Below are 18,144 nucleotides of genomic sequence, written 5' to 3'. Positions count from 1 at the left end.
TTAAATTTATATATTATTTCTAATATATTTGTAAAAGTATTACAATCATTTTAAAATTTAAACACAATTATTTATGGTAAAAATTACACTAAAAGTGTTGGTTTTCTTGTGTTTCTTAAGCACCACAACAGCATTTGCTCAAAAGAAAATTTTTGAAAGCCCTAAAATGAAAGGTGTTATTCCTATTCATAAAACAGTGGCTATTTTACCTTTTCAGGTAACAATTAAAATGAAAAAATTGCCTAAAAATACAACAGTAGAAGACATTGCAAGACAAGAGAAATTAGAGGCTACCAATATTCAAAATAGTGTTTATACTTTCTTATTACGTAAAAGTAAAAAATATACAGTAACTTTTCAGGATGTAGCGAAAACAAACGCATTGCTTGCTAAGGCTGGTATTACACAAGAAAATATGGCTACTAAAACCATGGATGAAATAGCAAAGGCTTTGGAAGTGGATGCTGTAATTGGTGGTTCTGTAGTTACAGATAGACCTATTTCTGAAGGTGGAGCAGTAGCTTTGGCTGTACTTGCAGGTGTTTGGTTTGCACCATCCAATGAAGCAAAAACAGTGATGACCATTCACAATGGTGCTGATGCAGAGTTGTTATGGCGTTACGAGCGTACAGTCAGTGGTGGTGTAGGAAGCTCAACTGATGACCTTGTAGAGCGAATGATGAGACAAATTGCTCGTAATTTCCCTTACGAAAACTAATATTCAAACAAAAAAGAGCTTTAAAAGCTCTTTTTTGTTTATATCCATCTAATCTTTTGGAGCATAAAATACAAAACTAAAAATGTAGGCAAAATACTCATAAACATAACAATCCAATTTTTAGAACTTCCTTCATTTGTATTTTGATGTGCAACAGGGTACGCCAAACTTGCTTTATGGATATTTGTTTTTGGTAATTCCTGATAGTTTGAAGAGTTTTTTTCAGTTTTAGAGTCTTCTTGTAAACTTTTCTTTTGTTTTTTGGAAGAATTCTTTTTAGCCTTCTTGATACTATCTTGTTTCTGTTTCTCCTCAGCACGTTTGATACTATCTTTCTTTTTTCTTTCGGCTTCCTTTTTTTCAGCATAATTGCTGGGCAATCCCAAAGTATGAGTAGTTTTAGAAACCACAAAATGTTTCATATTGCCACTATGGCTTTTGTGAGCAATTTTAAGTGTTTGACTATGAGCTTGATAATTTAATAAGAATACACATAGTGCAAAAAATAGATTTTTCATAGTATGATAGATTTTAGTATTTCTAAAGATAAAAATGTATTTTTAATTGTGCAAAAATCGTACAGTTTTTATGCAGAAAGCTTTTCAAAAAATTATAGGTATCTTTATTTTATTATTTGTATTCACCTTTCCATTTCCTTATAAAATCTTGCCTGATGTTGGAGGTTTTGTAAGCCCTTTTTTTGAGTCAATTATCAAATGGATAGGAGACAATATTTTTTTCATTCAAAAACCATATACCGTATTTCTAAGCTCTGATTCAACAGGGTTGTATATTCATACTCTTATTTTATTCTTATGTTCTTTTATTTTAGGCTTTTTGTGGTATTATAGATGGAGGGAACACTCTAAAAGCAAAATATTTGTAGATTTCATATATTTGTTTTGTAGATATTATTTAGCTCTTCAGATGTTTATTTATGGCTTTAATAAAGTTTTTAAATGGCAATTCTATTTACCTGAACCCAATACTTTGTTTACAAGACTGGGAGATATAAGCCCTGACTTACTCTATTGGAGTACAATGGGGCTTTCCAGACCTTACACCATTTTTGCAGGACTCATGGAAATAGTGCCTGCTATCTTGCTATTGTTTCGTAGAACGCAACTTTTAGGGGCAATTCTTTTATTTTTGGTGCTTGCAAATGTATGGATGATAAACCTAAGTTTTGATATTTCAGTAAAACTCTATTCGAGTTTTTTGTTACTCATAACTGCTTATCTGATAGCTCCTTATTTAAAAGTATTGAGAGCGTTTTTTCAAGGAAAAATGGTAACGCTTGGAGCAATAGAATTTAGTTGGAAACCTTTTATAGTAGATAAATGGAATAAAATATTTAAAATCATTATCATTTTGTTTTTTGTAGTAGAAACATTTTGGCAATATATTGAAATGGGTAATTTTAATGATGATAAAGCTCCAAGACCTTATTTGCATGGGGCTTATCAGGTACACACTTTTGTAAAAAATAAAGATACGCTTGCAGTTAATCATACTGAAACGTGGAAGCATTTTTTTGTACATCGAAGAGGCTATTTTATTGTACAATTTGATAGCGAAAATATGCAAGATTATAAATTGGAGGTGGACTCTTCAAGAAAAACCTTCAAACTAACTCGTGAAATAGATAAAAAAGAAATGATATTTCAATATCAAATTGTGGAGGATAAAAATATTAAAGTGTCAGGAATTATAGAAAAAGATACATTTTTGATAGAAGCTAAAAAGCTTGATTTAAGTAAAATGCCTGCTTTACAAAAGTCATTTCATTGGAGAGTAGATGAATAAAAAAGCCTCTGGAAATTTCCAGAGGCATACCATTTTTTATTGTTTTTTAAGTAAATCTCTGATTTCTGTGAGTAATACCTCTTGAGCTGGAGGAGCAACAGGAACTTCTTCTTGTTTTTTCTTCATTTTGTTTACAGCTTTTACAACTAAAAACATTACAAAAGCTACAATTAAAAACTCAATAGTCATACTAATGAAATCACCATATTTAATGGCTACTTCAGCAGTTTTTTCTTTACCATTTTCCATTACAGCTTCTTTGAGAACAACTTTCCAATCTGATAGATTTTTTCCTTGAATCAAACCTACTACTGGCATCACCATTCCATTGATGAATGCATTGGTTACTTTTGTAAAGGCTGCACCCATAACAAAACCAATTGCAAGGTCAATGAGGTTGCCTTTCATGGCAAATTCTTTAAATTCTTTAAGCATAAAAATTTAGGCGTTTAATGTTGAATTACGTAAATATATGTTGTTTTTATTCATTTAAAAAAATATTTATTCTACATTTTTTGTTTTGTCCACAATTTTATGAATTATAATATCCAAATCACGAGTTGATTTTTTCAGGTATTCGAGCAGTTTTAAATTTTCTGAACTCAAATTTTCTTTGTTAAAAATGCTAATCAAGCCTAAAATATTGGCAACAGGTCCACGTACTTCATGTGACTGAATTCGAGCAATTTCCATCAATAATTGATTTTGTTTTTGTAGAAGGATAGTATTTTCTTTAATCATATTGATATTGGTAGCATTGTAAGATACTCCAATAAGCTCATTTTCCTGATTATAGACAGGATAGAAGGATATTAAAAACCAAACAGATTGGTTTTCTGAAATCGGAATTTCAGTTTCTTTGATAGTAATTTCTCCTTGAAGAGCCAAATCAAAATAATGCTTGAAATGCTTTTCCATACCTTTAACAACATATTCCCAACAATCATCACCTTCTTGGATGTCTTTATTGAAGAATAATTTGATACTTTCTTTTGCTACTTTATTGAAAGATAGTACTTTATAATCAGGATTGATGAGTAAATTACTATCATTTGTACTATCCAAAATAGCTCTTAATTTACTTTCTGAACTTTTGAGTTCTTGTTGGCTTTGTCTGATGCGAGTAATATCGTAACCTACACACATAATACCTATAACGACATCATCAACATTTTTGAGTGCTGAAAATTCCCAATGTGTTAAATAAAAACTCAGACCATCTGGTTGTGGTTTTTGAAGCTCTAAATCTATGGTTTTATCAGGGTTTTGAAAGCAATATTGCACTGCTTCCATACATTTTTTGGCATCTGTTGGGTGAATGGTTTTCACAGATGGAAAACCTATTACATTTCTTCCAAGTACAAAATTTTTTTGAAAAATATCATTTGTATAAACATAAAATCCTTCCAAGTTAATAATTGCCACTGCATAAATATGCGAATTGGCAAGCCATGATGGAATCCAAAAAGAGAAATTCTGCTGAATCATGTTTGCATAGTTTTACAAAGCCAATCTATTATTTTTTTTAGATTTTTTCAAGTTTTTGGTAAATTTTGAAATATCCAATAAAAACTTCTAAATTTGAGCTTTTATAGTTAAAACACCTCAAAAAGTTCAGTGAAAACCTATTTTCGTTTACTTTCTTATGCAAAACCTTTTCGTAGTTTTGCAGTCCCCTTTTTAATATTTTCATTGTTGGCATCTGTATTTGGATTGGTAAATTTTACAATGATTATTCCAATATTGGAAATTTTATTTAAAAATCCACCCAAACTTATTCCTAGTGAGCCAGCATTTACTTTTGGAATAGAAAGCTTTACTGCATATTTTCAATATTATCAATCTAAAATTTACTACGAAAAAGGTTCACATTACTTATTATTGTTTGTTTGTGTATTTGTAGTGAGTTCAGTATTTTTGGCTAATATCTTTAAATATCTTACCATCAGGGTTTTAGAAAGTTTAAAGGCTCATTTGGTTAATAGAATTCGTCAACAAGTATTTGAAAATACTCTTAATTTACATTTAGGCTACTTTTCTGAACAACGTAAAGGAGGAATACTATCTCGAATGACTACTGACATTGCTGAAGTAGAATTTTCTATCACAAGTTCATTCAAAGCAATTTTAAGAGAACCTGTTTTACTGATATTATATTTTATAGCTCTTTTTTCTATTTCAACAGAACTTACACTTTTTGTATTGATTTATATTCCTATTGCAGGAGGGTTTGTTGCTTTAATGGTCAATAGGCTGAAAAAACAGTCAAAACAAGTGCAAGAATCTATAGGGACAGTGTTAAGTATTATGGATGAAACTTTTGGAGGTATTAGAATTGTAAAGGCTTTTAACGCTGAAAACTTTGTACTTCAGAAGTTTAGAAAAGAAAATAATCGTTACACCAATTTACTCAAAAGTATTGGTTATAAAAGAGAACTTTCTTCACCTTTTTCTGAGTTTATGGGTGTGAGTTTGGTTGTGGGAGTTGTTTTTTATGGCGGAAGTTTGATTTTGAGTGGAGAATCGGCTCTTTCAGCAGCCAAATTCTTCGGCTTTTTGGGAATACTTTCGCAAGTAACACAACCCATTAAAGAAATTACGGGAATGTTCAGCCAAATTCAGAGAGGACTTGCCTCAGCAGAAAGAATATTTGAACTTGTAGATGCAAAACCTGAAATACAAGATAAACCCAATGCCAAAGAATTGATAGAATTTAAAAATGCAATAGAATTTAAAAATGTAAAATTTGCCTACAAAAACGAAATAGAAGTATTGAAAGAAATAAGTTTTTCCATTCCAAAAGGTAAAACAGTAGCTTTGGTAGGCTCTTCGGGAGGTGGAAAATCTACCATTGCCGATTTACTTTGTAGGTTTTATGATGTAAAACAAGGTTCTATTGAAATTGATAGTCAGGATGTTAGAGACATAACCATCCATTCTCTGAGAAGCAAAATGGGTATTGTAACACAAGAGGCAATCCTATTCAATGATACAATTTTCAATAATATCACTTTTGGAACAGAGGCTTCGATGGAGGAGGTTGTACAAGCTGCCAAAATAGCCAATGCACACAATTTTATCATGCAATTGCCTGAACAGTACAATACTGTTATTGGTGAAAGAGGTTCCCAACTTTCGGGAGGACAAAGACAACGTGTTAGTATTGCAAGAGCTGTACTCAAAAACCCTGAAATTTTGATTTTGGATGAAGCAACTTCTGCTTTAGACAATGAATCTGAAAAATTGGTACAAGAGTCTTTAAATCAGTTGTTAAAAAATAGAACCTCTTTGGTGATAGCCCACAGACTTACAACCATACAAAATGCTGATGAAATACTTGTGGTTAATCAGGGAAATATTGTAGAAAGAGGAACACACCAAGAACTTCTAAGCCTACCCAACAGTATTTATAGTAAATTGTATAGAAGTTCTGAAATTATTAAAACTGAGGATAAACATCATTCAGAAACTAAACTCATCTAAATATTTAAGTATATCTCATCATGATATTTGATTGTTTTACATTCTTCAATGAACTGGATTTATTAGAAATAAGACTAAACGAACTCCATAAAATTGTAGACAAATTTGTATTGGTAGAGGCTACCCGAACTTTTCAGAAACAACCTAAACCTCTTTATTTTCAAGAAAATAAAAAGCGATTTGAGCCTTTTTTGGATAAAATCATTCATATTGTTGTAGATAAATACCCTACATTCTGGACAAAACTAAGACCAGTCAAAACATGGGATTATGAAAACAGACAAAGAGAATATATGCTTGAGGCTTTGAAAAATTGTAAGTCAACAGACCAAATTATTGTATCAGATATTGATGAAATACCTCGATTTAGTAAATTGGAAGAAGCTTCAAAACTTAATGGAATCAAAATTTTTGAACAAGAATATTACTGTTATTATCTGAATTATCAATGTGCTCATTATCAAATAGATGAAAATGCTTCTAAAAAAGTAGTAGCACAAGGAACAAAAAATGGAAAAGGCTTTTGGAGAGGTAGTGTAATGATTGATTATCAGTATTTAAAAAATAAAGTCAAAACTATCCAAAAAACAAGATTACTAAGAGACAAAGAAGGGGAGGGAATTCATGTTATTGAAAATGGAGGATGGCATTTTAGTTTTCTTGGAGGTATTGAAAAAGTTCTTGAAAAACTAAAAGCATATTCACACAAAGAGTTTAATAATGAACACTTTGTAGATATAGAACGAATAGAAAAAACTATTGCAGAAGGAAAAGATTTGTATGATATAGGGAATCGTTATCATACCATACCACTTGATGAGAATTTTCCTATACAAATACAGAAAAATCCTCATTTATATAATCACTTAATCAAAAGTTTATAATGCTACTTGGCAGGTCTGGCACAAACCTTGAATCAATAAATTGAACTCTTTGGCTTTAAAACCATTGGGTAACGAAATAGTTGGAATGGCTATGTCATCAAGACATTGAGTATGTCCACAAGTATCACACTTAAAGTGTACATGATTATGGTGGTGTTGATGAACTTCACAGTGTGAAGAACAGATAGCATATTTAGGAGTACCCTCATCATTCAATACTTTATGAATAATACCTTTTTCCAAAAAGGTTTTGAGCGTTCTGTACACAGTAACTCTATCAAATTTATTTGCTAAAGAATGCTCCAAATCAGCATGAGAAAGAGCAAACTTTTGTGTAAGAAAAATATCTAACACATCATATCTACAATCTGTATTACGTAATTTATGGTCTTTTAAGATATGTTCTATTTCGGGTTTCATAACAAGGAATGAATTTGATTCTATAGAATTAGTTTTTTTCAAAACAATTTTGAGATTAGAAAAGTTTTAATAGCTTTACAAGCTTTAATTACAACAAAAATACTTTAATAAAACATTTAAGCCATGACAGCTACCATCCGAATGACAATCAACGAAAAAATCTATGTGAGAGATCCTGAACAAACTGCTCTCGGGCGTAAAATTATTAATTTTGGAATTTTACTGATTGATGAAATGGGTTTTGAAGCATTTACATTTAAAAAGTTAGCAGATAAAATAGATTCAACGGAAGCCTCAATATATCGATATTTTGAGAATAAGCATAATTTTTTAGTATATCTTGTAAATTGGTATTGGAATTGGCTTGAATTTCAGATTGATTATCAAAGCAATAATATCATAGATATAAGAAAGAAAATAAATATTGCTATCAAAACTATTAGCGAAGTATCTTTTGTAGAAAGTTCACTAGGTAGTGTAGACAAAAAAGCTTTGCACAGAATAGTGGTCATGGAATCTCCGAAAGCATATCACACCAAAGGAGTAGATGCTGAAAATAAAGAAGGCTTTTTTAAAAGCTATAAATCTTTATGCAAAAAAATAGCAGAGATGATAAAGGAATTACACCCTAATCATCCTTATCCTTTTGCATTGAGCAGTACTATATTAGAAGCATCACATCTTCAAGTTCACTTTGCCAAACATCTTCCTTCTCTTACAGAAATAAGAATTGAGAAAGAAGATTATAATCCTCTTATAAAGTATTTAGAATTCTTGGTATTTGAAAAATAAAAATAAAGGCTATTGAGTAAATAGCCTTTATTTTCTATAACAATTCTTTGATACTACCTAAAATATCTTTAATTTTTGGGCTACCAAGCATATAATAAATATTCTTTCCATTTCTTTTGCTCGTAAGCAAACCACTCTTTCTCATACCTGCTAAATGGTGAGATGTAAGAGATTGTTCTAAATCGAGCTTTTCACAGATGGTATTGACTGTAAGTTGCTCTTGCTCCATCAGTAGTTGAACAATGCTCATGCGAGTTGGATGAGCTATCGCTTTGAAAAAAGCGACCAACTTCTTATTTTTATCAGTGTTTTTTTTTGCCATGATTTTAATTTCTTTAATTTTAACTATGATTTATTTAGTGATGTTTGATTTTTACTACTTGTAAGGTTTTAATAAAAATTTTACGAAATTACAAAAAAAAACTTTTTTTTCACAACAAAATTTTATTCATTTGTCGTTTTTTACATATCCTTTACATGGTAAAACCTAAAAAAAGCTTAGGTCAGCATTTCTTAAAAGACCTAAATATCGCAGAAAACATAGCCAAACTACTTGAGATAGACTCTTCTAATACTGATGTCCTCGAAATAGGACCAGGTACTGGAGTACTGACGAAATTTGTACTAGATTCATATACAAATAGTTATGTAATTGAGATTGATACAGAATCTGTTGAATATTTAAAAAAGAATTTTCCAATACTATCTGATAATCAAAGAATTATAGAAGGAGACTTTTTAGAATATGACTTAGGAAAAAAATTTAAAAATAATTTAGCCATCATTGGAAATTTCCCTTACAATATTTCTTCTCAAATTTTCTTTAAAATCTTACAACATAAAAACCAAGTAAGCCAAGTGGTCTGTATGTTACAAAAAGAGGTAGCTGTTCGAATAGCTTCTAAAGAAGGTAACAAGGATTATGGCATACTAAGTGTTTTATTACAAGCTTATTACGATATTGCTTACCATTTTACAGTAGATGAGCATGTTTTTTTGCCACCACCCAAAGTAAAGTCTGGAGTTATTACATTAAAACGTAATTCTGTAGAAAAATTGGATTGTGATGAAAAATTATTTTTTAGAGTGGTCAAAGCTGGCTTCAACCAAAGACGTAAAATGCTTAGAAATGCTCTGAAAGAATTTATTAAAACTGAAGAATTTAAGTCTGAATCAATACTAGATAAAAGAGCAGAACAGCTTTCAGTTGAATCCTTTATTTTGCTTACTCAAAAAATTCAGGCTCAAGAATTGAATAAATCTTGAATTTTTTTCCGTTTTGGAATGTTTTGTGTATGTTGCGTTTAAACAATCAAGTATTAGCAATAATCAAAGAACATTTATAAACCATAACTCATTTATTATGTTTACATCTGACGATAAAACCCTCCGAGAACTATTTGAAGACCTCAGTAGTGGTAATAAGTTTGACAATAAATTTTTAGAACAACGTAAAGTATTTTTGTGGGGTGCAGTACATGATGGAACTGCAAAATATATTGTAGATAGACTCTTATATTTGGAAGCCCAAAAACCTGGTGAAGAAATTACATTTTATATCAATAGCCCTGGAGGAGTTGTAACTTCTGGTATGATTATCTATGATACCATGAAAATGATTTCTTCGCCTGTTAAAACTGTTTGTATTGGACTTGCCGCTTCTATGGGGTCTATCTTGCTTTCAGGTGGCACAAAAGGAAAACGCCTTATCTACCCAAGTGGAAGAGTGATGATTCATCAGCCAGCCATTGGAGGCTATATACAAGGGCAAGCCAGCGACCTTGCCATTACCGCCAAAGAAATTCTGAAAACAAAAGAATTGGGAGCGAGAATTTTAGCCGAAAATTGCGGAAAAACTTTTGAGCAACTCATGCAAGATTTTGACAGAGATTATTGGATGGATGCACAAGAATCCGTAAATTATGGCATTGTAGATGGCATTGTTGATAAAATCTAGAAATTATTTTACATCATTTCAAATATTGCAAAACTACAAAATACTTGTAGTTTTGTTTTTTTATACCAATGAGATATGAAAACCAAATTATTTTTTTGTGGATTATTGATAATCGCCTTTCTCAGTACCTGTGTAAAATTAGAACAAATCTGTGCTGATGCCGTTGAAACACCATTAACAGTAAATTTTAAAACAAGACAAATACTGAAAAATCGGAGTGGAGGAGATTCTATTGTAGTAAAAGATACATTTGTATATGTGAAAGATATTAGAATCAAGGAAAACAATACAATTGTTTATGAAGCTTCTAAAACTACGGACTCCATTACAACCACTAAACTAAAGTATAATCCACTCAAAGATTCTATCACTTATGCTTTTAGTTATAACAAGAATCCCACAAATCAAAAAGACACGTTTGCATTTAGTTACACTCGAAAAATAGCTCTTTCTTCACCAGAATGTGGCGTAAGAACTGACTATGCTAATTTGCAGGTAAAAACCTCATTGATCTCTCCAACTCTCAAAACTACCAATCAAACGACTACTGTTGATGTATATTTTAAATAAAATATTTTTATTGAATATTCTGATATTCAGTTTTTTGTATTTGAATGTGCAAGCTCAAAAGTTAGACAGCCTGCCCAAAAAGAAAGAAAAAGATACCATACAAAAAGGCTTTTCCAAACCTACAGGTATACGTATTGGTATTGATTTAATAGGATTGGGGCAATTTGCTTTTGCAGATAAAAATGCAGTACATATTACGTCTGATATATCATTCAATAACAAGCATTTGTGGGCTTTAGAGTACACACTGGCAAGTAACCAGACCTCTCAAAAAGCAATTTACAAATCGCAAGCTTCTATTATAAGATTTGGTTGGATGTATAATTTTTTAGGAAAACAAAGCCAAGAAGATGTATTTGCTTTGGGTTTGAGGCTTGGAAATGCTTGGTACAATGAAAGTATCAAAGCAGAGGTACAAAGTGCTACCTTTGGAACATTACCTGTCGATCTTTCTAATAGGCTGGGTGCAACATGGATAGAACTTAATATGGAGCTCAAAGCTCGTATCTGGAAGAGATGGCTTACGGGATATACAGCTCGTTATCAGTTTAAATCACAAGTAAGGGGAGATCAAGCTTTTAGTTCTTACTCTATCCCTTCTGTTGGTAGGCTGGGGCGTAATAATTGGGGCTTTCAGTATTGTGTTTGGTATTTGATAGATTTTAAGAAAAAGTAAAAAGTCTAAAGAAAAAATCTTTAGACTTTTATGAAAATGCCCATAATGGCATTAGTTAATCGTCATTTGTGTATATATTCACACAAAAGTCTTAAATATTTTTAGTCTCTTCTAATACCTAAAAGTTGAAGTACATAGTAGGCAAGCATGGCTATAGAACCCAAAGCGGCTACTACGTATGTCATGGCAGCCCAGAATAAAGCGTCTTTAGCCATTGCATGTTCTTGTCCACTTACCACTCCTTGATTTTGTATCCAATTCAATGCTCTCTTACTTGCATCAAACTCTACGGGAAGCGTTATAATGCTAAACAATGTAATGACACTATAAGCTGCAATAATAATTAACAACACCAATTCTGTAGGAAATGCTTGGGATTGTCTAAGTGCAGCCCCACCAATAAAGGAAAGCATCATCACAGCATTGAGTACGGTAGCACTTACATTTTGTACAGGTACCATTACCGAACGGAATTTTAGCATGCTGTAGGCTGTGGCATGTTGCACAGCGTGTCCACATTCGTGGGCGGCTACTGCCATAGATGCAGCCGAATTTCCATAATAAACTGGTTCACTCAGGTTTACAGTTTTATTCATGGGGTTGTAATGGTCTGTAAGCTCACCAGGTACGCAAGTTACATGCACATCTTGAATACCATAATCTCTCAACATTTTTTCAGCAGTTTCTTTGCCAGTGATATTGGCTTTTAAATGAATCTGTGAATAATGACGAAATTTACTCTTGAGTCGGCTACTCACAAGCCAACTTACCAAAAAAGTTACACCTAAAATAATCCAGTACATATCGCTCTAAAAGTTTGGGTTACAAGATTAATAAAAATTTTTGATTTTGTCAATAATTTTTGAGGTAGAAAACCCATCAACTAATGAGATTGTTTTTACCTCTCCACCATGAGCTAATACAAAATCTGCACCAACGATATTTTCGACTTTATAATCGTCTCCTTTTACCAAAATGTCAGGACAAATTGCTTCAATCAGACTTTTTGGCGTATCTTCTTCAAAATAACAGACAGCATCTACAAACTCCATAGCCGCTAGCATTCTAGCCCTTGCATATTCAGGGACAATGGGTCTTTTTTCACCTTTCAATCTTTTTACAGAAGTATCTGTATTTAAACCTACAACCAATCTGCTACCAAGATTTCTAGCTTTTTCAAGATAATCAATATGTCCTAAATGTACAATATCAAAACAGCCATTAGAGAATACAACTTTCTCATTTTGAGACTGCCATGTTTTTACCTGATTTTGTAAATCTGAAAGAGAAAGTATTTTTTTTGAAGAGTTAGACATAAAGCTAAAGATATTAAACTAGATTTTTCTTTTTAATTCATTCAAACAAAATTAAAACAAAAAATCCTAATTTTTCAACTCTTAGAAAAATTAGGATGTACGAATATAACAAATATTTTTTTACTTAGTTCTTATGGTAGCAAGTCTTTTTCTGTTTTTTTGAGATACAATTATGCTCAAAATAATCAAACCAATGGATGTACCTTTGAAGAGTCCGTTGCTAAAATCGGATAATGGACTATAATGATGAATGATAAAACTCAAACTAAATGCCACGATACCCAAAATAAAAAGTATCAAACTGTTTTTTTGCATGTTTTTCATATAATTTTGGTTTTATAAAGATTATTAATAATCAAACGAAAAACAGAGTTTTATTGTATAATTTTTAGGAACTTATTTATCTGTTACCAACCAATACAGTTTTCAAATCTCCGTTTTCTTTGATGATAAGATACACCAAATAAGGTGCAAAAACGATAATACCAATAATAGCTGCTATAATTGCCAGTAAGATAGAGGAACTTGTAAATTGATTTCTCCACATAATCCAAATACCTGAAAGAGTTAAGTAACAACTAAAATCAAAATTGAATTGTCCATTCCAGTTAATAGAAGTGATATTTGTCAGGAAAACACCAAATAAGTTTACTCCTTCATTGCTAAAAGCAAAAAAAGTATAAATAAGTACACCAATTGCCTGAATAATCAATAGTCCTTTGAGAAAATATAATTTTTTCATGATTAGAATTATTTTAAAGAATATGTTAGTTAATTTATTTAGCAGATTTCCAAAGAGGACCTACAGCAATCAGCAATACAATAATGTTGAAAAAGATATTGGATACATTGCCTGAGGCAAAAGAACCTGCACTATCTAGACAACACCAAGCTAAAATTCCAACTAAAACAGATTTTCTAACACCTTCTGGGGCAAGGTCATACACCCATTTTTGTAAACACCAAATACAGACTCCCCAGCCAAATAAAAATCCACCTGTTAATGCTGACAAAAATCTAGTAGTAGGGGCATCATAATTTTGAACACCATCTAAGGGTAAGCTTAGAAAGTCAAGCGTCCATCGGGCTGGTTCTGAAGTAGAAAGCATTGTCCCTAAAAAAAATATTGGACCAAAAGAGCCAATTACAAAGGCTGTAAATTTTAGATATGATTTGTGAAATTTTTGAGTTTGTATGTTACTCATGGTGTTAGGAGTTAAATTTACTGCAAAGGTAAATCAACATCATGAGCTGTTTTAGACGCTTGCGTACAATGGCTATTCAAAGTTTTTGGCAATCTTATTCAAATTCTTAAAAAAATCTGATAACCATTGATAATGAATGTTTTCTGAATTGATTTGTAAGTAAAAATTTTCAAGAGCAAGTTCATACAAACCTTCCATCTGTTTTTGACTTAGGTTTAATTGTGCATCCTTCATCCAAATATGGACAAACTCATATCCTATCATTCTGTTAGCTTCTATTAAAACCTTTTGATAAGCCTTGTTATTTTGATGAAACCTCAATTGTCTATTGAAAAGTAAGTCTGTTTTGTGTTCAACCAAAACATGAATGAGTTCAGGATCAATACATTTTACTTTTCGTTCTTTTTCTGCAAGGATTTGAGATTGATGGAGATGAAGTTTTAGAAGAAACTCCATAAAAACCTCCAAATCAGCAAAATGATGATAAAATGATGATTTGCTAATTCCTACTTTTTTGGCAAGTGTTTCTATTTTAAGACCTGTTTCGCCTTGTAAGGCAAAAACTTCATAACCTGTTTTTACCCAGATTTCTTTGTTTTCAGTCATAGATGCTTTATTCTTAAATGTTTTTGATAAAACAAACAATTCTTGTTATTTCGGAAAAACCAATCTTTTTACGAAAATTGATGCTAGAGGTATTGGTTACTTCTGTTAAGTTATTTTTTATTCTCTAAAAACTACTCAAGTTTTATTCGAAAAAGAAATAGTTTTCTTCTATTCTCTTCGTAAAAGTATACATCAAAATAGTTAGTATTATATTTTTTTTTATATATAAGTAGTTTTGTTGCTGAAACGGAAATAGGGGTGAAAGTACCTTTGTCAGAGCCAATAGTAACAATATAATGTTTCTCATCCTCTACAATTAGCTTTGTTGGACAATCATGACAAGGAGTATCCCGAAAATATGCAACAGTAATACTGTCTTCCTTTTTGATATTTGTAGTTTTAAATACCAATATCTCATGCATATTGTGTCCATTATATTCCTTAACTTTTATTTTATTGTAGAAAACATGCCAAAAACTGAGGGTATCTGCCGAAAAAGATTTAGCATTTGCAATGATTTGAGCAGAAAGAAATAGAGTTAAAAATAATGCTTTCATTGGAATGAATAATATGATTTTACAGATTCTTGTCCAGTATAGTTTTTTCCATGATTATCATCAGCTCCTAAATAAGAAATATTAAAATTAATCGTTGCATATCCATTCTTTATTAAAAGTTTTTTACGAGAATGATATTCAAAATTATTCTTTTTGAGTAGAAAAGTAAGAATATCATTTGATAAAGCATTTTCAACAACAATATCGTTGAAATCAAGATTTGCAATAAAAAGCCAATTTTCTGATAACAGAGAGCATGCTTTTTCTATAGCCTTTAATTTGTCACCAATGTAATGAAGCCCATGAACACATGTAATGAGATCAAAAGTTTCGTTGGATGTAAACTCCAGTAAGGGAGTTATGTAAATTTCTATCTCACTTTCTGAGTCAATATTCGTTTGGAAGTCTTTGACAAGATCAACACCAACTAATTTAATCTTTTTGGATAGATTCTTTTTGCTAAAAAATTGATAAACCTGCGATAATGCTTTGCCCTGACCACAACACAAATCAAGCCAAGCAACTTTTCCTTTTTGATTGAGTATATCTTGAAGATAGATTTCTGGTTTGAAATGAATATCTTGCTCATAGCTATTGATGCCACTTGCATTTCGTTCTCGATTCATTCTTGAATTGGCAACTGTGGCAGACCAAATAAGCTTGTCTTCTGAGAGTAATTGCATAATATTTTATAAATCAAATGTATTGAATTTTATCTTGCAGGAAATAATATTCATTTTATTCCACATTTGGAATAGCAAGTTTCATATTTGTCTCTTTTTCAAATTTCTGTATCCAATCTTTTCCATATTTAGACTGCATCATTGAGCTACTTTTTTGATTGATAACCTTCACACTATCAATTAATTCTGGAGTTACTTCACAGCCTGTAATTCTATGCACACAAAAACCAAATTTTTGTGTGATGCTACTGTCTTTTTCTTCTACATAGCCAGTAGGAGCCAATTCTCCATAAATCAGAAATACAGCTTTATCAGGTTCTTTTTTAGAAAAATTCTGAGTATTTTGATTTTGAGGTTTATCTGTTTCTTGATTACAAGAGAGGGATAAGATGGTAATTATAAAAAAGAAGGTGTATTTCATTTTAAAAAAGTGTTGGAAGCTAAAATTTTATATTACTCATAATCAAGCTCTTTTGCAATAATTGTCTTTGTTTTCTTTCTGTCTTTCTTCTGCTGAAGAGATTTTTCTTTTTTTGGATAGAAAAAATTATTACGCTTATCTGTATAAAAATGCATGCCACCTTCTGCAAAGAAAGAGCCTTGTTTAATCATGAGTCCATTGTAGAAACAATTCTCATCACCACAATTATGTTTCGAATAATCGCCAAAGTTTCTGTGTTTGATTTTTTTGTCAGCTAATATCTTTTTCTGATTATTTCTGAGGTTTCTCCAAATCTGGTCTTTATCAGCTTTTGTAAGAGTTTGTCCTAATGTAGATATTTCTACAAAAATATAAGGGTCTTTTACTTGTAGAAAATCAAAAGGCTTTTTGAAAAACTGATGAGCATATTCTCTTACTTCAACTTTTTCATCAATACTCAGTTTTGAGTTCTCAAGAATGGAACGATACAAACCAAGTGTATTGAAATCAGTAAATCTTTTATGATTATCAATATAGAAAAAATACTCTTTGTAGGTGAATGTATTAAATTTTTTATCAATTTTCATGGTTTTCTAAGTGATTTTAGTTAATAATTCTATTTAACTTCCAATCTTTAATACCCATTAAATTTAAAATTAGTATCCCACTAATTCTGTATAATAATATATTTGCTTTTCTTAGTTGTTCTACATCCACTTTTGAAATACTCCCATGTGTAATATTATTTCGTAAGTCCTTCAAATCTTTAATTTTAATAGGAAAAGAATTAATATCTAAATTTTGGCTTTCTAAAAATGAAATCAACTGATTTTTCATGGGTTTGTTCTGTAGATTAGCTTGAACATCTTGCCAACGTTTTCTAAAATCTTCATGTTCATTTGGAATAATAGTTTCTAATAATTTTTCTAAGGCTTCACCATGTTTTATTTTTATTTGTTGTTTAGTTAAACTAGAAGTAAATTTTTCTGCATCTTGTTTTTGCTTATCACAAATTTCAATGATATTATAACGAATTAGAAATGCAGAATAGTTATCAACCAAAAGGGCTTGATTAAATAATTCAATTGCTTTTGAAAGTAGAATAAAGTTCCTCAATGTTTCTACTTGCCAACTGGACTGTAAAAATTTATTAAAGTCCCAATTAATCCCAAAACCTTGGAGATTGCCATCTATATCATAATAGTTTTTTTGTTCAATAGTTTTTGTGGTGATAGTATATTCTTTCAAATATATTTTACGGATTGTATAATCAATTTTGATGTGGTGATAGAACGAAGCCAACATTAAAACTACATCTCCATACAAAATAGCTTTTTCTTCTGTTATTCCATTTTGATATTTGAATTGAATTTTTGGCTTTTTTATAATTGTAGCTGTTCTATCTTTTTTGTTGTCACTGGAATGAACATCAAATTCTGGACGGAATGAAGACTTCTCAAGTTTATAAAACTTTTTTGAATCATTCATTCGATTGATCTCGAATTTACCGTCATTTTTAAAAAAGGACTTTCGTGTAAAAACTGTATAAAATGGCTCTACAACCCTAAACCCTTTATCATCTAAATAAAACTCTCCAATATTTTGTATTTCTTTATTAGGATTCCAATAAAATTTTAGAGAATTGATTTTTATAATAATATACTTTTTTCCATTCTCATAATATTGAGAACTGCTTTTATAACCAATTAATTCTGCTTCTGATAAATCAATTTTTTGTAAAGATTTATTTGTATGGTTTTTTGTTAATTCCACTTTTATAAATGAACCAAATTTTCGCCAATTAATTTCTCTTGACCATTCCATTAATTTTTCACCAAAATATGTTTGCTCATCATAAAAAAATCTCAATTCAATATTATTTACATCTGTATATAAATGTGCATGATGAACACTATTAACTTTGTTACCTCTAATGTAGTAAGAATCAAAGTTAATATTTGGAAATTCAATATCTAAGCAATGGTAATCACTCATACAATTTTATTGTTTTTATATACAGTTATGTGCAAAATACTGTTTTTTTTATTTA

At 30.7% G+C, this 18,144-nt stretch carries 25 protein-coding genes; 9 read left to right on the top strand and 16 right to left on the bottom strand.

All coding sequences use genetic code 11. From position 1 onward, the window contains the following. Window positions 1-73 precede the first annotated feature (73 nt). Complete coding sequence (locus AD998_12660; protein KOY86882.1) at window positions 74-718, top strand: hypothetical protein; 645 nt, start codon at window positions 74-76, stop codon at window positions 716-718. A 38-nt stretch (window positions 719-756) separates the two neighbouring features. On the opposite strand, the gene AD998_12655 is transcribed toward AD998_12660, so the two are convergent. After that, a complete protein-coding gene (locus AD998_12655) occupies window positions 757-1,236 on the bottom strand; it encodes a hypothetical protein (protein ID KOY86881.1) in 480 nt (159 codons plus the stop codon). Between the two features lie 70 nt (window positions 1,237-1,306). On the opposite strand from AD998_12655, the gene AD998_12650 reads away from it, so the two are divergent. After that, window positions 1,307-2,524, top strand: coding sequence for a hypothetical protein (locus AD998_12650; GenBank protein ID KOY86880.1), 1,218 nt, complete (start codon window positions 1,307-1,309; stop codon window positions 2,522-2,524). Window positions 2,525-2,560: 36 nt separating this feature from the next. Here AD998_12650 and AD998_12645 read toward each other — a convergent pair whose 3' ends face one another. Together AD998_12645 and AD998_12640 are read right to left on the bottom strand one after the other, a co-directional pair. Beyond that, window positions 2,561-2,959, bottom strand: a complete 399-nt coding sequence (locus tag AD998_12645; protein KOY86879.1) for a hypothetical protein — start codon at window positions 2,957-2,959, stop codon at window positions 2,561-2,563. A gap of 66 nt (window positions 2,960-3,025) precedes the next feature. Beyond that, on the bottom strand, window positions 3,026-4,012 hold the full coding sequence (locus tag AD998_12640; protein ID KOY86878.1) for a hypothetical protein: 987 nt from the start codon (window positions 4,010-4,012) through the stop codon (window positions 3,026-3,028). Window positions 4,013-4,141: 129 nt separating this feature from the next. On the opposite strand from AD998_12640, the gene AD998_12635 reads away from it, so the two are divergent. Continuing rightward, window positions 4,142-6,007, top strand: a complete 1,866-nt coding sequence (locus AD998_12635) for an antibiotic ABC transporter ATP-binding protein (protein ID KOY86877.1) — start codon at window positions 4,142-4,144, stop codon at window positions 6,005-6,007. 20 nt (window positions 6,008-6,027) lie between these two features. Continuing rightward, the gene (locus AD998_12630) at window positions 6,028-6,891 is read left to right on the top strand and encodes a hypothetical protein (protein KOY86876.1); all 864 of its coding nucleotides are present in this window, start codon (window positions 6,028-6,030) and stop codon (window positions 6,889-6,891) included. On the opposite strand, the gene AD998_12625 is transcribed toward AD998_12630, so the two are convergent. Beyond that, window positions 6,886-7,311 (bottom strand): Fur family transcriptional regulator, encoded by a 426-nt coding sequence (locus AD998_12625; GenBank protein ID KOY86875.1) that lies wholly within the window; start codon window positions 7,309-7,311, stop codon window positions 6,886-6,888. The two genes, AD998_12630 and AD998_12625, sit on opposite strands and share 6 nt — an antisense overlap. A 123-nt stretch (window positions 7,312-7,434) precedes the next feature. Between AD998_12625 and AD998_12620 the strand changes: the two genes are divergently transcribed. Next, window positions 7,435-8,103 carry a TetR family transcriptional regulator gene (locus AD998_12620; protein ID KOY86874.1) on the top strand — a complete coding sequence of 223 codons (669 nt, stop codon included), beginning with the start codon at window positions 7,435-7,437 and terminating at the stop codon, window positions 8,101-8,103. Window positions 8,104-8,137: 34 nt separating this feature from the next. On the opposite strand, the gene AD998_12615 is transcribed toward AD998_12620, so the two are convergent. Further along, window positions 8,138-8,425: a hypothetical protein gene (locus AD998_12615; GenBank protein KOY86873.1), complete on the bottom strand. Its 288-nt coding sequence runs from the start codon at window positions 8,423-8,425 to the stop codon at window positions 8,138-8,140. Between the two features lie 155 nt (window positions 8,426-8,580). Here AD998_12615 and AD998_12610 point away from each other — a divergent pair, with 155 nt between their 5' ends. The 4 genes from AD998_12610 to AD998_12595 all read left to right on the top strand — a co-directional run bounded on the left by AD998_12610 (window position 8,581) and on the right by AD998_12595 (window position 11,306). After that, window positions 8,581-9,369 (top strand): 16S rRNA methyltransferase, encoded by a 789-nt coding sequence (locus AD998_12610; GenBank protein ID KOY86872.1) that lies wholly within the window; start codon window positions 8,581-8,583, stop codon window positions 9,367-9,369. 97 nt (window positions 9,370-9,466) lie between these two features. Further along, complete coding sequence (locus AD998_12605) at window positions 9,467-10,060, top strand: Clp protease ClpP (protein KOY86871.1); 594 nt, start codon at window positions 9,467-9,469, stop codon at window positions 10,058-10,060. A gap of 75 nt (window positions 10,061-10,135) precedes the next feature. Beyond that, window positions 10,136-10,630, top strand: a complete 495-nt coding sequence (locus tag AD998_12600; protein KOY86870.1) for a hypothetical protein — start codon at window positions 10,136-10,138, stop codon at window positions 10,628-10,630. After that, window positions 10,614-11,306 (top strand): hypothetical protein, encoded by a 693-nt coding sequence (locus tag AD998_12595; GenBank protein ID KOY86869.1) that lies wholly within the window; start codon window positions 10,614-10,616, stop codon window positions 11,304-11,306. Before AD998_12600 ends, AD998_12595 begins: the two co-directional genes overlap by 17 nt. Window positions 11,307-11,407: 101 nt before the next feature. Here AD998_12595 and AD998_12590 read toward each other — a convergent pair whose 3' ends face one another. The 11 genes from AD998_12590 to AD998_12540 form a co-directional block, all read right to left on the bottom strand. After that, a complete protein-coding gene (locus AD998_12590) occupies window positions 11,408-12,109 on the bottom strand; it encodes a hypothetical protein (protein ID KOY86868.1) in 702 nt (233 codons plus the stop codon). Between the two features lie 27 nt (window positions 12,110-12,136). Continuing rightward, window positions 12,137-12,622 carry a hypothetical protein gene (locus tag AD998_12585; protein KOY86867.1) on the bottom strand — a complete coding sequence of 162 codons (486 nt, stop codon included), beginning with the start codon at window positions 12,620-12,622 and terminating at the stop codon, window positions 12,137-12,139. Window positions 12,623-12,742: 120 nt separating this feature from the next. Further along, the gene (locus tag AD998_12580) at window positions 12,743-12,946 is read right to left on the bottom strand and encodes a hypothetical protein (protein ID KOY86866.1); all 204 of its coding nucleotides are present in this window, start codon (window positions 12,944-12,946) and stop codon (window positions 12,743-12,745) included. A 76-nt stretch (window positions 12,947-13,022) separates the two neighbouring features. Beyond that, window positions 13,023-13,364, bottom strand: a complete 342-nt coding sequence (locus AD998_12575; GenBank protein KOY86865.1) for a hypothetical protein — start codon at window positions 13,362-13,364, stop codon at window positions 13,023-13,025. 34 nt (window positions 13,365-13,398) lie between these two features. After that, window positions 13,399-13,827 (bottom strand): hypothetical protein, encoded by a 429-nt coding sequence (locus tag AD998_12570; protein KOY86864.1) that lies wholly within the window; start codon window positions 13,825-13,827, stop codon window positions 13,399-13,401. 72 nt (window positions 13,828-13,899) lie between these two features. Further along, window positions 13,900-14,433, bottom strand: a complete 534-nt coding sequence (locus AD998_12565; GenBank protein KOY86863.1) for a TetR family transcriptional regulator — start codon at window positions 14,431-14,433, stop codon at window positions 13,900-13,902. Window positions 14,434-14,564: 131 nt separating this feature from the next. After that, a complete protein-coding gene (locus AD998_12560; GenBank protein KOY86862.1) occupies window positions 14,565-14,990 on the bottom strand; it encodes a hypothetical protein in 426 nt (141 codons plus the stop codon). Then, on the bottom strand, window positions 14,987-15,673 hold the full coding sequence (locus AD998_12555; protein ID KOY86861.1) for a hypothetical protein: 687 nt from the start codon (window positions 15,671-15,673) through the stop codon (window positions 14,987-14,989). The genes AD998_12560 and AD998_12555 overlap by 4 nt, the downstream gene beginning before the upstream one ends. A 55-nt stretch (window positions 15,674-15,728) precedes the next feature. Then, window positions 15,729-16,094 (bottom strand): hypothetical protein, encoded by a 366-nt coding sequence (locus tag AD998_12550; GenBank protein KOY86860.1) that lies wholly within the window; start codon window positions 16,092-16,094, stop codon window positions 15,729-15,731. Between the two features lie 32 nt (window positions 16,095-16,126). Further along, window positions 16,127-16,681 (bottom strand): hypothetical protein, encoded by a 555-nt coding sequence (locus tag AD998_12545; GenBank protein ID KOY86859.1) that lies wholly within the window; start codon window positions 16,679-16,681, stop codon window positions 16,127-16,129. A 16-nt stretch (window positions 16,682-16,697) separates the two neighbouring features. After that, window positions 16,698-18,089 (bottom strand): hypothetical protein, encoded by a 1,392-nt coding sequence (locus AD998_12540; protein ID KOY86858.1) that lies wholly within the window; start codon window positions 18,087-18,089, stop codon window positions 16,698-16,700. Window positions 18,090-18,144: the final 55 nt, after the last annotated feature.

Source organism: bacterium 336/3 (assembly GCA_001281695.1).
Taxonomy (GTDB): domain Bacteria; phylum Bacteroidota; class Bacteroidia; order Cytophagales; family Thermonemataceae; genus Raineya.
This window is presented reverse-complemented; position numbering and strand designations above follow the sequence as displayed.

Bases quoted from the DNA above. Each gene is read 5' to 3' on its own strand.
- AD998_12545 (KOY86859.1), bottom strand. From the start codon at position 16,681: ATGAAAATTGATAAAAAATTTAATACATTCACCTACAAAGAGTATTTT.
- AD998_12660 (KOY86882.1), top strand. From the start codon at position 74: ATGGTAAAAATTACACTAAAAGTGTTGGTTTTCTTGTGTTTCTTAAGC.
- AD998_12590 (KOY86868.1), bottom strand. From the start codon at position 12,109: ATGTACTGGATTATTTTAGGTGTAACTTTTTTGGTAAGTTGGCTTGTG.
- AD998_12565 (KOY86863.1), bottom strand. From the start codon at position 14,433: ATGACTGAAAACAAAGAAATCTGGGTAAAAACAGGTTATGAAGTTTTT.
- AD998_12600 (KOY86870.1), top strand. From the start codon at position 10,136: ATGAAAACCAAATTATTTTTTTGTGGATTATTGATAATCGCCTTTCTC.
- AD998_12605 (KOY86871.1), top strand. From the start codon at position 9,467: ATGTTTACATCTGACGATAAAACCCTCCGAGAACTATTTGAAGACCTC.
- AD998_12615 (KOY86873.1), bottom strand. From the start codon at position 8,425: ATGGCAAAAAAAAACACTGATAAAAATAAGAAGTTGGTCGCTTTTTTC.
- AD998_12655 (KOY86881.1), bottom strand. From the start codon at position 1,236: ATGAAAAATCTATTTTTTGCACTATGTGTATTCTTATTAAATTATCAA.
- AD998_12630 (KOY86876.1), top strand. From the start codon at position 6,028: ATGATATTTGATTGTTTTACATTCTTCAATGAACTGGATTTATTAGAA.
- AD998_12585 (KOY86867.1), bottom strand. From the start codon at position 12,622: ATGTCTAACTCTTCAAAAAAAATACTTTCTCTTTCAGATTTACAAAAT.
- AD998_12550 (KOY86860.1), bottom strand. From the start codon at position 16,094: ATGAAATACACCTTCTTTTTTATAATTACCATCTTATCCCTCTCTTGT.
- AD998_12570 (KOY86864.1), bottom strand. From the start codon at position 13,827: ATGAGTAACATACAAACTCAAAAATTTCACAAATCATATCTAAAATTT.
- AD998_12560 (KOY86862.1), bottom strand. From the start codon at position 14,990: ATGAAAGCATTATTTTTAACTCTATTTCTTTCTGCTCAAATCATTGCA.
- AD998_12640 (KOY86878.1), bottom strand. From the start codon at position 4,012: ATGATTCAGCAGAATTTCTCTTTTTGGATTCCATCATGGCTTGCCAAT.
- AD998_12645 (KOY86879.1), bottom strand. From the start codon at position 2,959: ATGCTTAAAGAATTTAAAGAATTTGCCATGAAAGGCAACCTCATTGAC.
- AD998_12540 (KOY86858.1), bottom strand. From the start codon at position 18,089: ATGAGTGATTACCATTGCTTAGATATTGAATTTCCAAATATTAACTTT.
- AD998_12620 (KOY86874.1), top strand. From the start codon at position 7,435: ATGACAGCTACCATCCGAATGACAATCAACGAAAAAATCTATGTGAGA.
- AD998_12580 (KOY86866.1), bottom strand. From the start codon at position 12,946: ATGAAAAACATGCAAAAAAACAGTTTGATACTTTTTATTTTGGGTATC.
- AD998_12555 (KOY86861.1), bottom strand. From the start codon at position 15,673: ATGCAATTACTCTCAGAAGACAAGCTTATTTGGTCTGCCACAGTTGCC.
- AD998_12575 (KOY86865.1), bottom strand. From the start codon at position 13,364: ATGAAAAAATTATATTTTCTCAAAGGACTATTGATTATTCAGGCAATT.
- AD998_12595 (KOY86869.1), top strand. From the start codon at position 10,614: ATGTATATTTTAAATAAAATATTTTTATTGAATATTCTGATATTCAGT.
- AD998_12650 (KOY86880.1), top strand. From the start codon at position 1,307: ATGCAGAAAGCTTTTCAAAAAATTATAGGTATCTTTATTTTATTATTT.
- AD998_12625 (KOY86875.1), bottom strand. From the start codon at position 7,311: ATGAAACCCGAAATAGAACATATCTTAAAAGACCATAAATTACGTAAT.
- AD998_12610 (KOY86872.1), top strand. From the start codon at position 8,581: ATGGTAAAACCTAAAAAAAGCTTAGGTCAGCATTTCTTAAAAGACCTA.